The following is a 14,660-nucleotide window of genomic DNA, read 5'->3' as shown; positions in this document are numbered from 1 at the left end:
CATTCTTTCATGCACGGTTGGTCGTCGGTGGTACTGGTTCTCGGTGTGGTGCGTAGCCGGATGTGGCGCGCGCCCGTCCGGTCAAGTCTTCATGGCCTGCCACGCGCTCGAATCCGGCCTCGCGCAGCATGGCCGCGGCCGAATCCTTTTGCACTTCGGCATGCTCCATCACATAGTATCCGCCGGGGCGCAGCAGTTTCATCGCCTGGGCGCTGATGGCGCGGGGAATCTGCAGGCCGTCCTCGCCCAAGCCATAGAGCGCCATCTGCGGGTCGTGGTCGCGCACTTCTGCTTCGCGCGGGATCGCATGCGGCGGGATATATGGAGGGTTGGAGACCACCAGGTCCATGGTGCCATCAAGTTCCGCAGGCAAATTCGTGGCGTCCTGATGCAGGACGGTGACCTGGTGCGGCAGGCAATTGGCGCGGGTGTAGCCGACCGCCTCATCGGAGAGCTCCACCGCCCACACCGTGGAACCGGGCAGTTCGCTGGCCAGCGAGGCTGCGATGGCCCCGGACCCGGAGCACAAATCGATGCACTTGGGCCCATCGATCCCCTGCTCAGCTACGAAATCCAGGCCCAGCTGCACCACGGATTCGGTTTCCGGACGCGGGGTGAAGACCCCCGGTCCCACCTTGAGCTCGAGGTAGCGGAAATGCGCCACGCCGGTCAGGTGCTGCAGGGGTATCCGGGTGCGGCGGGCGGCCACCAGCGCGGTGAACTGCTCGCGCTGATCGCCCTGGAACCCGTCGCCGCGCAGTTCACGCAGTTTCAGTTCGGAGCGGCTGATGCCCAGCACATGGCAGAGCAACAGGTCGGCGTCAACGCCGGGGCTCGGCACCCCGGCGTTGGACAGCGCCGCCACCGCCGCGAGGCGAACGGCAGTCAGTTTTTCCAAGGCGCTGCTTACTCGCCCAGCGCTGCCAGGCGCTCTTCCTCGTCCATCTGGATGCAGGATTCGATGACCGGCTGCAGGTCGCCGTCCATGACGGCATCCAGGTTGTAGGCCTTGTACCCTGTGCGGTGGTCCGCGATGCGGTTTTCCGGGTAGTTGTAGGTGCGGATGCGCTCGGAACGGTCCATGGTGCGGATCTGGCTGGCGCGCTGGGCCGAGTTCTCGGCGTCGATCTGCTCCTGCTGGTGGGCCAGCAGGCGCGAGCGCAGCACGCGCATGGCGGCTTCGCGGTTCTGGATCTGCGACTTCTCGTTCTGCATGGCCACCACGATGCCGGTAGGCATGTGGGTGATGCGCACGGCGGAGTCGGTGGTGTTCACCGACTGGCCGCCAGGGCCGGAGGAACGGTAGACGTCGATCTTCAGGTCGTTCTGGTGGATCTCGACTTCTTCTGGCTCGTCGACTTCCGGCAGGACCAGCACGCCGGCGGCCGACGTGTGGATGCGGCCCTGGGATTCGGTCACAGGCACGCGCTGCACGCGGTGCACGCCGCCCTCGAACTTCAGCTGGGCGTAGACGCCTTCGGCCGGGTCGTTGGACTTGCCCTTGATGGCCACCTGGGCATCCTTGTAGCCGCCCAGATCGGACTCGTTGAAGGAGATCATCTCCACCTTCCAGCCCTTGTGCTCGGCGAAGCGGGTGTACATGCGCAGCAGGTCGGCTGCGAACAAGGCCGCCTCGTCGCCGCCTTCGCCGCCCTTGACTTCGAGGATCACGTCGCGCGCGTCGTTTTCATCGCGTGGGATCAGCAGGCGGCGCAGCTTTTCCTGCAATTCTGGCAGAGCTGCAGTCAGGGTTTCGACTTCTTCGGCGAAGTCCGGATCCTCATCTGCCATTTCCTTGGCAGCTTCCAGATCCTCGGTGGCCGAGTTCCAGCGGTTGTAGGCTTCGACGATGCCGTTGAGCTGGGCTGAGCGGCGTCCGAGCTTGCGGGCCAGCGCCTGGTCGGCGTACACCGCCGGATCCGAGAGCTGCGCCTGGATCTGCGCATGCTCTTCTAGTAGCGTCTTGACGGATTCGAACATGGTGGTGTGCTTCCTTGTCGGCGGTGTCCGCGCAGTCGGGCCTTCACGGCTCTACGGGGCTGCTGGGATTAAATTCTAGTCGGTTATCTGGTCACTACGCGCCGATGGCGTCCAGCCAGCTTCCACGAGGGCAAGCTGGCTGGACGCCATAGCGGTATAAGCAACTAATCCTTGTTTGGCGTGGTCTTGTTGACCAGCATCAAGAATTCTGCGTTCGATCCGGTTTCGCGGATCTTGCCGGTGAGCACTTCCAGGGCCTGCTGCGGGTCGATGCCCGAGAGCATGCGGCGCAGGCGCCACATGATGCGCACCTCTTCGGCACTCATCAGCTGCTCTTCGCGGCGGGTGCTCGAAGCATTGACATCCACGGCTGGGAAGATGCGCTTCTCGGCCAGCTGGCGCGAGAGGCGAAGTTCCATGTTGCCGGTGCCCTTGAATTCCTCGAAGATGACCTCGTCCATCTTGGAACCGGTCTCCACCAGCGCAGTGGCCAGGATGGTCAGCGAGCCGCCGTTTTCGATGTTGCGGGCAGCACCGAAGAAGCGCTTTGGCGGGTACAGCGCAGCGGAGTCCACACCACCGGAGAGGATGCGGCCCGAGGCCGGAGCCGAGAGGTTGTAGGCACGGCCCAGACGGGTCATCGAGTCCAGCAGGACCACAACGTCCATGCCCATTTCCACCAGGCGCTTGGCGCGCTCGATGGCCAGTTCGGCCACGGTGGTGTGGTCATCGGCTGGGCGGTCGAAGGTCGAAGCAATAACTTCGCCCTTGACGGTGCGCTGCATGTCGGTGACTTCTTCAGGACGCTCATCAACCAGCACCATCATCAGGTGCACTTCTGGGTTGTTGATGGTGATCGCGTTGGCGATCGCCTGGAGGATCAGGGTCTTGCCGGCCTTTGGCGGCGAAACGATCAGGCCACGCTGGCCCTTGCCGATCGGTGCGACCAGGTCGATAACGCGTGGGCCGACCAGCTTTGGATCGGTTTCCAGGCGCAGGCGCTCGGTTGGGTACAGCGGAACGAGCTTGTTGAACTCCACGCGTTCGCGGTTGTCTTCCGGCTTCTTGCCGTTGACGCTGGTCAGCTGCACCAGTGCGTTGAACTTCTGGCGCGGGTTAGGGGTTTCGCCCTCGCGTGGCTGGCGGATCGCGCCAACAATGGCATCGCCCTTGCGCAGGTTGTACTTCTTGACCTGGCCCAGGGTGACGTAGACATCGTTCGGGCCTGGCAGGTAGCCGGAGGTGCGCACGAACGCGTAGTTCTCCAGGACGTCCAGGATACCGGCGATAGGCAATACGACATCGTCTTCGCTCAGCTGCGGCTCGTCGTCATCACGGCGGTTGCGGCGGTTGCGGTTGTTGCGATCGTTGCGGTCGTTGTTGCGCTCGCGGCGGTTGTTGCGATCGTTACGATCGTTGTTGCGCTCACGGCGGTTATTGCGATCGTTGCGGTCATTGTTGCGCTCGTTGCGCTCTTCGCCGGCCTCGGTCTCGGTGGACTCGGCGCGGTCGTTGTTGCGCTCGCGGCGGTTGCCGCGTTCGCGACGCTCTTCGCGGGCTTCGCCGTTGTTCTCGGTTTCGGCGGCTTCAGCGCGGTCATTGCGCTCATTGCGTTCCGCGCGGTCGTTGTTGCGCTCGCGGCGGTTGTTGCGTTCGCGGCGGTTGCCGCGCTCACGGCGCTCTTCGCGGGCTTCGCCGTTGTTCTCGGCTGCTTCGGCCTTTGGCTCGGCGTTCTGGGCTGGCTGCTCGGCGGCGGCTTCGGACTTCTTGGAGTTGCGGCGCTGGCGTGGGGCCTTCTGCTCTGCCGGAGCTGCTTCGGTTTCAGCTGCAGCTTGCGGCGCTTCGCTCTTGGCTTCAGCGGCGGCTGGGGCCTTGCCCGAATCGGTGGCGCGGCGCGATGGGCGGCGGGTGCGAGCCGGCTTCTGCTCTGCGGCAGCTGGCTCAGCTGCTGGCTGTGCTTCTGCGGCTGCTTCGGCTTCTACCTTGGCTTCGGCCTTCGGTGCGCGGCGCGAGCGTGCCTTGGTTTCCTTTGGCTGCTCGGCTGGTGCCGATGCGGCTTCTGCTTCAGGCTTCTGCTCCTTGGCGGCCTTTGCATCCTTGGCGGCAACGGAGCCGCCACGCTGGTGATCGCCGATGGCCTTGACCAGATCAGCCTTGCGCATTCGCGATCCGCCGGTAATGCCCAGCTGCGAAGCCAGCTGCTGGAGCTGGGTCATCTTCAAAGAGGCCAGACCGGCGCTCTTGGTTTCGGAAGTCTTGGTGTCCACGCCTTCGTTGAGGCTCGTGGTTTCGGTCACGAAAGTTCCTTCTGACTCGTAGGATGGGCCGCTTCAAGGCAGGCCCACTGTGCCGTAAATGGTGTGCAACAGCCGAAGATCCATGGCTGTTCCACGCTCCACCGAGCGCGCCCAGGAATTCGGGACACTCAACTGCGGTGGATATGAGGAAGCTGATATCTCGACGGCACGAGGCTGTGCATGAATGTGGGATATCAAAGGTGCTGCGAACGGCAGGAAGATCCGGAACGACTGGACGGATGACATGGGGTTCAAGAACCGAATTCATCCGCATCAACACTGGCCAAAAGGGATTTGAACCGGGGTACTACCCAGCAATCCGGCCTGCCATAGTGTTACAGCTCTTCTACTGTAACACCGTTGGCAGCCAGCATGGGAACTTCCGTACGCCACGACACCGATGATTTCGCAGAAAAATCGTCAATGATCCGCTGCGCCTGCTGGGCCTGGGCGTCCGAACCGACGAGCACCATCACCGTTGGCCCGGCCCCGGACACCACTGCCGCCAGCTGTTCTTCGCGCAGTGCGGTGATCAGTGCCGCGCTTTCGGGCATCGCCGCGGCGCGGTAATCCTGGTGCAGGTAGTCCTTGGTGCCGCCGAGCAGCTGGCTTGGGTCATTGCTCAATGCGTGGATCAGCAACGCGGCGCTGGCGCTGTTGGCTGCGGCCACCGAGTGATCCACCTGGGCTGGCAGCGCCCCGCGGGCCACCTCGGTGGACAGCCCGTTGGAAGGAATGGCGATCACGGCACCGACCTTCGGGTGAAGCGGCACCTGGACCGAGGTGAAGCTGCCATCGGGGTTGGTGGCCGAAATGCTCAATCCGCCGTAGACTGCCGGGGCCACGTTATCCGGGTGGCCTTCCCATGCGGCCGCGGCCTGGAAGATCGCCTCGGTGCCGCCGCGGGCCTCGATGGGAAGCAAGGCGTCGGCTGCCGCGTAGGCGGCCACGATCGCCGCGGCCGAAGAACCCATGCCACGGGCATGGGGAATGTTGTTATGGGCCACCAGCTGCACGCCTACAGGTTCGAAGCCGGCGTTGGCCCAGTAGCGATGCATCTCCTTGATGATCAGGTGGGACTCATCGCGCGGCAGCTCATCGGCCCCGTCGCCGTAGATCTCGACGCTGCTGTGCTCGGCAGTGCCCACTTCCAGCCGGTCGCGGTATTCCAGGGCCAGGCCCAGCGAATCGAATCCCGGGCCGAGGTTGGCGGAGGTGGCCGGCGGGGAAACGATCAATTTCTGGCCCAGGGCGATCTGCTGCGTCATGGTTCCTTCGAAAATTCTGCGATAGGTGATGGGAAAGAAAACGGCCCGCCACGTCCAACTCCCCCTTGTTCGGGAAGGGCGCGGCGGGCCGAGGGGTGCCGGGAATTTCCGGCGAATGCTTCTAGGCCAGGCCCAGTGCGCCGGCGACCTCGACCACGTCGAAGGCCACCTTCTTCGGTGCCACATCGGAGCCGTCGGCCTGCTTCAGGGCCCAGTCCGGGTCCTTCAGGCCGTGGCCGGTCACGGTGATGACGATCTTCTTGCCGGTTGGCACGTTGCCTGCGGCATGGTGCTTGAGCAGACCGGCGACACCGGCTGCCGAGGCAGGCTCCACAAAAACGCCTTCGCGGCTCGACAGCCAGCGGTGTGCTTCGAGGATCTGCTCGTCGGAGACCGAGTCGATCTGTCCGCCGGACTCGTCGCGGGCCGCTTCGGCCTGCTCCCAGGAGGCTGGGTTGCCAATGCGGATCGCGGTGGCGATGGTGTCAGGTTCGGTGATCGGGTGCCCGGCCACGATGGGAGCGGCTCCTTCAGCCTGGAAGCCCCACATGATCGGGTTCTTGGTGGATACCGGTGCCAGTTCCTTGCCGGCCTCGTTGGTCCACGCCGAGGAGTACTCCTTGTAGCCCTTCCAGTACGCGGTGATATTGCCCGCGTTGCCCACTGGCAGCAGGTGGTAATCCGGAGCGTCGCCCAGGAAGTCGACAACTTCGAAGGCGCCGGTCTTCTGGCCCTGGATGCGGGCCGGGTTCACGGAGTTGACCAGGAAGACCGGGTAGTTTTCCGAAAGCTTGCGGGCGACTTCAAGGCAGTTATCGAAGTTGCCGTCGATCTGGATGATGTCCGCGCCGTGGGCGATGGCCTGGGAGAGCTTGCCCATGGAGATCTTGCCATCTGGAACCAGCACCGCACACTTCAAACCAGCCTGGGTGGCGTAGGCTGCTGCCGAAGCCGAGGTGTTGCCGGTGGAGGCGCACACCACGGCCTTGGCACCGGCGGCGACCGCAGCGGTCATCGCCATGGTCATGCCGCGGTCCTTGAAGGAGCCGGTCGGGTTCATGCCTTCGACCTTGAGGTAGACCTCGTTGCCGGTGAGTTCCGAGAGCGCCGGTGCGAACACCAGCGGGGTGCCACCCTCGCCCAGGGTAATGACCTTGGTGTTTTCGTCTACTGGCAGGCGTTCGGCATATTCGCGGATTACTCCGCGCCACTGGTGAGCCACGTTAGTTTCCTTCAACTCGCATAACGGATAGTACTGAATGCACCGCGTCCAAGGCCTTGAGCGCTTCGACGGTGCTGGCCAGGGCGGATTCGGTGCCCTGGTGGGTGAGGATGCGCAATTGCGCACCGGAGTCTGCATCGCCCTGCTGGCTCATGGACTGGATCGAGACGCCATGTTCGCCGAAGACGGTGGCGATCGCTGCGAGCACGCCGGACTGGTCTTTGACCGACAGGCCGATCCAGTAGCGGGTGGTGATCGCGTCGAAGTCGAGCATGCGCGGGCTCTGATGCACCGAGCCGTTGGGCAGCGGAGCACCGGCGGCGATCTGCCGGGCCACGGCCACGACATCGCCCATCACGGCGCTGGCGGTTGCGTTGCCGCCCGCCCCTGCACCGTAGAACATCAAATCGCCAGCGTTTTCCGCCTCGACGAAGACCGCATTGAAGGCACCGTGCACGGTAGCCAGCGGGTGGCCTCGACGAATCAGCGCCGGGTAGACGCGCACCGAAATGCCCGCCTCGCCCTGCTCGGCGATGGCCAGCAGCTTGATGACGTAGCCGGCTTCGGCTGCGGCGGCCACATCCTCGGCGGTGACCTCGGTGATGCCCTGGGTGGAAACCTGTTCGGAGGAGACCGTGGTATGGAAGGCCAGCGATGCGAGGATCGCGGCCTTTGCGGCGGCGTCGTGCCCGCCGACGTCGGCGGTCGGGTCTGCCTCGGCGTAGCCCAGTGCCTGGGCTTCGGCAAGCACGTCGTCGAACGCGGCACCGGTGGTGTCCATCGCGTCGAGGATGAAGTTGGTGGTGCCGTTGACGATGCCCATCACCTTGGTGATGTGATCGCCAGCCAGCGAGTCGGCGATCGGGCGCAGGATCGGGATGGCCCCGGCCACCGCCGCCTCGTAGCGCAGCTGCGCGCCGGAGCCTGCGGCGACCTCGTTCAGCTCGGCGCCCTTGAGCGCGATGAGCGCCTTGTTGCCGGTGATCACGCTGGCGCCCTTGGACAGGGCGGCGGCGATGTACTGGCCGGCAGGATCCAAGCCGCCGAGCAATTCGATGACCACATCGGCCTGTTCGATCAGGCCCAGCGCATCGGTGGTGAAAAGCTGAATGGGCAAGTCCACGTCGCGCTTGGTCTCCAGATTGCGCACGGCAATGCCGATCAGCTGCAGGCCGGCACCCGAACGGGATGCCAATTCATTCGCGTCTTCCAGCAAGATGCGGGCCACCTGGGCTCCGACCGTACCGCAACCCAGCAGGGCTACCTTCAGGTTCTTTTCACCGCTCAATTAAACTCCCATGTCGCGGGCTAGCAAGTCGTCTTCGGTTTCCCTGCGCACGATCAGACGGGCTTGGCCATCGCGTACCGCTACCACCGCTGGGCGGGTGAGGTAGTTGTAGTTGCTCGACAGGGCCCAGCAGTAAGCGCCGGTGGCCGGAATCGCGAGCAAGTCGCCAGCCGCCACGTCCTCGGGCAGGTAAACGTCCTTCACGACTATGTCACCTGACTCGCAATGTTTCCCAACTACGCGAGAAATAATTGCGTCGCTTTGCGTCATACGGCTCGCGAGCACGGCGGTGTATTGCGCGTCGTAGAGCACCGGGCGGGGATTATCGCTCATGCCGCCATCCACCGAAATATAACGGCGCGGGAACAGTGCTCCGGTGGAGTCCTCCACCTGGACGTCCTTGCGCACGCCGGCCTCGTAGAGGGTGAAGGTGGTCGGGCCGACGATGGCTCGTCCAGGCTCGATGGAGATGCGCGGGCAGTCCAGGGCCAGTTCCTTGCAGGTCGCGGTGACGACCTCGGCCATTTGGCCGGCCAGCTTCGCCGGGGTCGAGGGGTGGTCCTCGGAGGTGTAGGCGATGCCGTAGCCACCGCCGAGATCCAGCTCGGGCAAGCTCACGCCGTGGATTTCGCGGATCTGCGCCAGCAAGCCGAGCATGGTGCGAGCGACCATGGCAAAGCCCTCGGCTTCGAAGATCTGCGAGCCGATGTGCGCGTGCAGGCCCAAGAGGTTCACGTTCTGCGCTTCAAGGGCGCGGGCTACCGCGCGCAATGCCGGCGAGGTGCCGGTGGCATCAGCAAGGATCGACAGTCCGAACTTCTGGTCCTCGTGGGCAGTGGCGATGGCCTCATGGGTTGAGGCGTGCACGCCCGGGGTGATGCGCAGCATTACTTCTGCCTTCAGGCCCAGCCCATCGGCCAGCGAGATCACGCGGTCCAGCTCGTCGAGCGAGTCGATGACAATGCGTCCCACGCCCATTTTCAGGCCGCGGGTGATTTCGGACTTGGACTTGTTGTTCCCGTGCAGCGAGAGGTTTTCCGCCGGGACGTTGGCGGCCTTGGCCACGGCCAGTTCGCCGCCGGAGCAGGTGTCCAGGCGCAGCCCTTCTTCGGTCACCCAGCGGGCGACCTCGGTGCAGACAAAGGCCTTGCCGGCGTAGTAGACGTCTACTCCCCCGCACAGGTCCTTGAAGGCCTCATCGAAGGCGGTCTTGAAACCGCGGGCGCGGGCGCGGAAGTCGTTTTCGTCCAGCACGAACAGCGGGGTGCCGAATTCCTCGGCGAGAGCGCTGACCGTGATGCCCTGGACGGACAGTTCGCCGCTAGCTTCGCGGGAAACCCCCGAAGCCCATTCGATCTGACGAAGTGCGTTGATGTTTTCGGGGAATTGCAGCCATTGCGGGGCTAGCGGCGATAGTGCCATCGGCTGATTACATCCTCTCTGGGGCGGAGACGCCCAGCAGTTCCAATCCATTGGCCAAGACGGTGGTCGCTGCATCATTCAGCCACAGGCGGGTGCTGTGCACTGGTGCGATGGCTTCATCGTCAGCGACCGGGGTGATACGGGTTGCGGCATACCAGGAGTGGTACGCGCCAGCGACCTGCTCCAGGTAGCGGGCGATGCGGTGCGGTTCGCGGAATTCTGCGGCGCCGGCAACCACCGATGGGAACTGGCCGAGCACTGCCAGCAGTTCATTTTCGGTGGCATCGGTCAGCAGGGCGGCGTCGAACTGCTCGCGGGTGACGCCCTTGGCGGCCGCATTGCGGGCTGCGGCAGCCGAGCGCGCGTGGGCGTACTGGACGTAGAACACCGGGTTGTCGTTGGTGTTCTTCTTCAGCTGCTCCGGGTCCAGGGCGATTGGCGAATCGGCCGGGAAGCGGGCCAGCGAGTAGCGCAGCGCGTCGGCTCCGATCCAGTTGATCAAGTCGCGCAGCTCGATGATATTGCCGGCGCGCTTGGAGAGCTTGGCGCCGTTGACGCTGATCAATTGGCCGATCAGCACCTCGATGTTCTTCTCCTTGTCATCGCCCGCGCAGGCGGCGATGGCCTTCAGGCGGTTGACGTAGCCGTGGTGGTCGGCACCGAGCAGGTAGATCTTCTCTTCGAAGCCGCGGTCCTTCTTGGACAGGTAGTAGGCGGCGTCCGCTGCGAAGTAGGTTGGTTCGCCGTTGGCGCGGATCAGCACGCGGTCCTTGTCATCACCGAAGTCTGTGGTGCGCAGCCAGACAGCACCTTCCTGGTCGAAGATGTGGCCCTGTTCGCGCAGGCGTGCCACGGCGTCGGCCACGGCCCCGCCTTCGTGCAGGGTGGTCTCGGAGAAGAAGACATCGAAGCTGACGCCGAAGTCGGCCAGGGTCTTCTTGATGTCTTCGAGCTGTGCCTTGTAGGCGGCTTCGCGCAGGGCCGGAATGGCTTCGGCTTCGTCCAGATCCTTCAGGCCAGGGTTTTCGGCGAGAACGATCTCGCCCAGTTCCTTGATGTATTCGCCTGGGTAGCCGCCCTCAGGGACCGGCAGGCCGTGGATGCGGTTGTATACCGAGCGGGCAAAGACGTTCATCTGGTTGCCGGCGTCGTTGATGTAGTACTCGCTGGTCACGCTAGCGCCGGAGGCACGCAGGACACGCGAGATCGCATCGCCCAGGGCGGCCCAGCGGGTGTGGCCGATATGCAGTGGTCCGGTGGGGTTCGCCGAGACGAACTCCATGTTCACCACGTGGCCGGCCAGGGCCTGGTTGTTGCCGTAGGCGGCTCCGGCCTCGACGATGGTGCGAGCCAGTTCGCCGGCCGCTCCTGCTTCGAGGGTGATGTTCAGGAAGCCTGGACCTGCGATGTCCACGGCGCCGACTCCTGGAACTTCGGCAAGGCGTCGGGCAAGGATCTGCGCGAAGTCGCGCGGTGCCATGCCGGCCTTCTTGCCCAGCTGCAGCGCGATGTTGGTTGCCCAGTCACCGTGCTCACGGCTCTTGGGACGGTCGACACGCACGGTGTCTGGAACCTCAACGGAGATTTCACCAGCGGCGACGGCTTCGGTGAGGCATGCGGATATTGCTGCGGAGAGTTCTTCAGGAGTCACCGTTCAAGAATACCGGTAATTGCACTGCTTACTTAGCATTCATGACTCCGCCAAGGCTGTGAGACTTGCCGGGTTCGGTGACTTTTACAACACATCACAGCCCGACTGCTCGAATTGCGCAGATCAGCGCACCACCTGATAGTATTTTTTCTGTTGCCCGGCAACACGCCTCTGTAGCTCAGTGGATAGAGCGTCTGCCTCCGGAGCAGAAGGTCGAAGGTTCGATTCCTTTCAGGGGCACCAGCAAATTGCAGGTCTGGATTATCCGGACCTGCAATTTTTTTATTTCCCCAGCGGTGTGATCTTCCACCGCAGATCAGCTAAACACTGGCGGTTCTCGCCCAGCTGGTGGTTATCTTGGGGCATGACCGATTCAACGCAGGCCCACCCGGATGAGCCACACGATCAGAACTTCGCCGAACGCCTGAACTGGCTCCGCGCCGGGGTGCTCGGCGCGAATGACGGCATCGTTTCGGTAGCCGCCACAGTGGTTGGCGTCGCCGGCGTCACCAACCACACCGCCCCCATCTTCACTGCCGGAATGGCCGCGGTCATCGGCGGAGCCATCTCGATGGCCCTGGGTGAATATGTTTCGGTCAGCAGCCAACGTGATTCGCAGCGAGCCCTTGTTGAAAAGGAGCGCCAAGAACTCCGTGACGATCCCGACGCGGAGCTAGCTGAACTTGCCGGCATCTACGAGGCCAAGGGATTGAGCCCGCACACCGCGATGCAGGTTGCCACCGAGCTGACGGAGCATGATGCGTTGGCAGCACATTTATCCGCCGAGCTGAATATCGATGAAGAAGAAGTCGTCAATCCTTGGCATGCCGCCTATGCATCGGCGGCGTCCTTCATTGTCGGAGCCATCCTTCCCATGCTGGCGATCTTGCTGCCGCCGGAACAGATCCGCATTCCGGTGACCTTTGCCGCGGTACTCGTAGCCCTCGCTCTTACCGGGACGCTTGGCGCCTACATCGGCGGAAGCTCCAAACGCGTGGCAGCACTGCGCCTGGTCATCGGCGGTGCCCTGGCCTTGGCCGCGACCTTCGCCATCGGCTCGCTGCTTGGCTCCAGCGGAATCATCTAGCCCACGAACTCCGGCCTAGGAAACTATTCATGGACACCCCATCGATAACTTTTGCTGAAGCGACACCACAGGATTCGAAGCACGTCCAGAGCGCTGCGAAAATCTGGGCGCAGGCTGCGGCCCAACGCGATCACAAGCCCCTGCCTTTCGACGGCAGCCAAGCACTGGCCGGAGTCGAACGTCGTTGGGCCCTGCCTGGTGCCAGGCTCGTGGTCGCATCCAAGGACGGGGTTCCAGCAGGATTTACCCTCTGCTCACCGCAAGATGGCTATCTGGAGATCTACTACGTCGCTGTTGCGCCGGATTTCTGGGGACAGGGCGTGGCACGCGAACTCTTGGCCGAAGTGGACCACTTCGCGCAGAAGGCGGGTTTCCACGATTTGCGTCTATGGGCCATCGCCGATAATTCGCGGGCAATCAACCTGTACCGGGCCAACGGCTACCGGCCTACCGGTGAAGAACTCACGGATGAAGCCTCGGGACGAGTAGAAATCCTGCTGTCCAAGGCAATTCTCTAGAAAGTTTGCCAACGACAATGTCGATTACTGCTCACCTGTAAATCGGCTCAGTTCTACCGACCCGTACCGATACGCTGGGACCGTGGCTACTCAACGCGGATTCGCAGTTTTGTGGACAGCATCTTCGCTGTCCAACCTTGCCGATGGAGTGGCCTTTGTATCTGTTCCGTTGATCGCCTCAACTTTAACGCAGGACCCCCGCCTGATCGCCGGCCTGTCGCTCTGCTACGCCGCGGTGCGATTGCTTCTTGCCTTGCCCTCGGGTGTGTGGGTCGACCGATTCGATCGGCGCACCTTGCTCAGCTGTGCAAATATCTTACGTGGAATCGCCTTGCTGGCCTTAGCGTCATCCTTTTATTTCTGCGGCCCGAATCTGTTGGCGCTTTATCTGGCCATGGCATTCATCGCCGTCTTGGAGAGCACAGCAGACACCGCGGCGTTCGCTTTATTGCCACAGCTGGTGAGCCCTGAAAAGCTGGATCAAGCCAATAGCAAGATCACTGCCACACAATTGATCACCGATGAATTCGCTGGCCCACCCCTCGGAGGATATCTCTTCGCCTTCGCCGCTGCCATCCCGTTATATGCCATGGGAGGACTTTGGGCCGTTGCCGGGACAATCGCTCTAGCCCTGCCTCGTAGCGCACGTCCGGCAGTTGGCTCCGGCGAGCGCCAGCGCATCTGGGTCGAGGCCGGGGATGGAATTCGTTGGCTCATGAAGCACCGCTTGGTCGGAGCTTTGGCAATGATCAGCGGCTTGGCCAGCATCGGGTACATGATGGCATTTTCGATTCTGGTGTTGTTTGCCAAAGAACGACTCGGCCTGGATTCCACCGGATACGGGCTTCTGCTCGCGTTTTCAGCGCTTGGCGGTCTTGCCGGAAGCGCCATTACGCCACGACTTCGCCGCATTCTGGGCTACCGCAACTCGATACTGGGGAGCCTTGCTCTGGGATCGCTGAGCCTGGGCATACTTGCGATCAGCACAACAGCGTTGATGGCTGGCCTCATGCTGGCGTTGTACATCATGCATGCTGTGATCTGGAATGTCTGTTCGCTTTCCTTGCGCCAACGGCTGGTGCCCGAACAGCTCATGGGCAGGGTCAGCGCAGCAAGCAGGGTCCTCGGTTTAGCCGGTCTTGCGTTGGGATCCGTAGCCGGAGGGCTCTTGGGCAATGTCAACCTCGCGTTGCCGATTGCTGCTGGAGCATGCGTCTTCGCGCTTTGCGTGGCACTAGCGTGGTTAGGCATTGACAAGGAACCAGAAGCCGTAAGTCAGTGAAGGCCAGCAAGTACACTTCCCGGCCACAGCTCTCGGCTCTCATCTTGCCAACGACTACTGATTAACTCATCCGGTTATTGCGTCGCCATGTAGGCTATGGCCATGCCACGCATAGTTTCAGCGCCAATGGATCTAGTCATCGCTACGCACCGCGGGGTGGATTTTCGTTTTGAAGGCCTCAACCTGACAACGGATTTCCCCTATTCTCGATATGTCACGGGCGGCAGTGCCGGTTTCGAATTCCATCTGAGGGGTATCGCAAACGATGAAACCCGGCGGCTGGAGTCAAAATTCTACGAGGCGTTGGAATCGTGGGACGCAAGCGCACAAGAACATGGTGCACCCCCAACAGATCCTGCACCTCAAATGCCCAGCAATGATTTTCTTGCACCCATCAAGGCGAACATTACCGATGACGCAGGGACTACTTATATCTGCATTGGCGGGCGAACTGGGGGCACAGGCACGGAGTGGGACGCCACGTGGATCTACTACCCGGCCCCACCATCCGAGGCAGGGACCTTGACTTTGGAATTCACCATCTCCGGCATTCCAACGGCCCATTCGTGCGTCATTGAGTTGTAGTCGCCGGGACCGGGCTCTGCCCAGTGCCGATTGCCATCTCAGCCAACTGTCCGCCAGCGC

The 14,660-nt window shown here is 62.9% G+C and carries 12 protein-coding genes and 1 tRNA gene; 5 read left to right on the top strand and 8 right to left on the bottom strand.

What is annotated here, in order from left to right:
* Positions 1-7: 7 nt before the first annotated feature.
* From prmC to argS, 8 genes are all read right to left on the bottom strand, one after another.
* Positions 8-898 (bottom strand): peptide chain release factor N(5)-glutamine methyltransferase, encoded by an 891-nt coding sequence (gene prmC, locus D3791_RS14405; RefSeq protein ID WP_022876343.1) that lies wholly within the window; start codon positions 896-898, stop codon positions 8-10.
* Between the two features lie 8 nt (positions 899-906).
* Entirely contained in the window at positions 907-1,980 is a 1,074-nt protein-coding gene (gene prfA, locus D3791_RS14400; RefSeq protein ID WP_022876344.1) for a peptide chain release factor 1, read from the bottom strand.
* Between the two features lie 164 nt (positions 1,981-2,144).
* The gene (rho, locus tag D3791_RS14395; RefSeq protein WP_172512593.1) at positions 2,145-4,277 is read right to left on the bottom strand and encodes a transcription termination factor Rho; all 2,133 of its coding nucleotides are present in this window, start codon (positions 4,275-4,277) and stop codon (positions 2,145-2,147) included.
* A 335-nt stretch (positions 4,278-4,612) separates the two neighbouring features.
* Positions 4,613-5,545 carry a homoserine kinase gene (thrB, locus tag D3791_RS14390; protein ID WP_172512592.1) on the bottom strand — a complete coding sequence of 311 codons (933 nt, stop codon included), beginning with the start codon at positions 5,543-5,545 and terminating at the stop codon, positions 4,613-4,615.
* A gap of 121 nt (positions 5,546-5,666) precedes the next feature.
* Positions 5,667-6,767 carry a threonine synthase gene (gene thrC / locus D3791_RS14385; protein WP_061952440.1) on the bottom strand — a complete coding sequence of 367 codons (1,101 nt, stop codon included), beginning with the start codon at positions 6,765-6,767 and terminating at the stop codon, positions 5,667-5,669.
* A gap of 1 nt (position 6,768) precedes the next feature.
* Entirely contained in the window at positions 6,769-8,055 is a 1,287-nt protein-coding gene (locus D3791_RS14380) for a homoserine dehydrogenase (protein ID WP_022876348.1), read from the bottom strand.
* Positions 8,056-9,477 (bottom strand): diaminopimelate decarboxylase, encoded by a 1,422-nt coding sequence (gene lysA, locus D3791_RS14375; RefSeq protein ID WP_172512591.1) that lies wholly within the window; start codon positions 9,475-9,477, stop codon positions 8,056-8,058.
* 7 nt (positions 9,478-9,484) lie between these two features.
* On the bottom strand, positions 9,485-11,128 hold the full coding sequence (argS, locus tag D3791_RS14370) for an arginine--tRNA ligase (RefSeq protein WP_172512590.1): 1,644 nt from the start codon (positions 11,126-11,128) through the stop codon (positions 9,485-9,487).
* Positions 11,129-11,295: 167 nt separating this feature from the next.
* Here argS and D3791_RS14365 point away from each other — a divergent pair.
* The 5 genes from D3791_RS14365 (at position 11,296) to D3791_RS14345 (ending at position 14,600) form a co-directional block, all read left to right on the top strand.
* Positions 11,296-11,371 (top strand) — tRNA-Arg (locus tag D3791_RS14365).
* A gap of 121 nt (positions 11,372-11,492) precedes the next feature.
* Positions 11,493-12,215, top strand: coding sequence for a VIT1/CCC1 transporter family protein (locus D3791_RS14360; protein ID WP_172512589.1), 723 nt, complete (start codon positions 11,493-11,495; stop codon positions 12,213-12,215).
* A 29-nt stretch (positions 12,216-12,244) separates the two neighbouring features.
* The gene (locus D3791_RS14355; protein ID WP_172512588.1) at positions 12,245-12,733 is read left to right on the top strand and encodes a GNAT family N-acetyltransferase; all 489 of its coding nucleotides are present in this window, start codon (positions 12,245-12,247) and stop codon (positions 12,731-12,733) included.
* Between the two features lie 82 nt (positions 12,734-12,815).
* Positions 12,816-14,015: an MFS transporter gene (locus tag D3791_RS14350; RefSeq protein WP_172512587.1), complete on the top strand. Its 1,200-nt coding sequence runs from the start codon at positions 12,816-12,818 to the stop codon at positions 14,013-14,015.
* Positions 14,016-14,117: 102 nt separating this feature from the next.
* Entirely contained in the window at positions 14,118-14,600 is a 483-nt protein-coding gene (locus D3791_RS14345; protein WP_172512586.1) for a hypothetical protein, read from the top strand.
* The last annotated feature ends 60 nt before the right edge of the window (positions 14,601-14,660 follow it).

Source organism: Glutamicibacter mishrai (genome assembly GCF_012221945.1).
Classification (GTDB): Bacteria; Actinomycetota; Actinomycetes; order Actinomycetales; family Micrococcaceae; genus Glutamicibacter; species Glutamicibacter mishrai.
The sequence above is the reverse complement of the archived record's forward strand: the minus strand, read 5'-3'. Positions and strand labels throughout refer to the sequence as shown.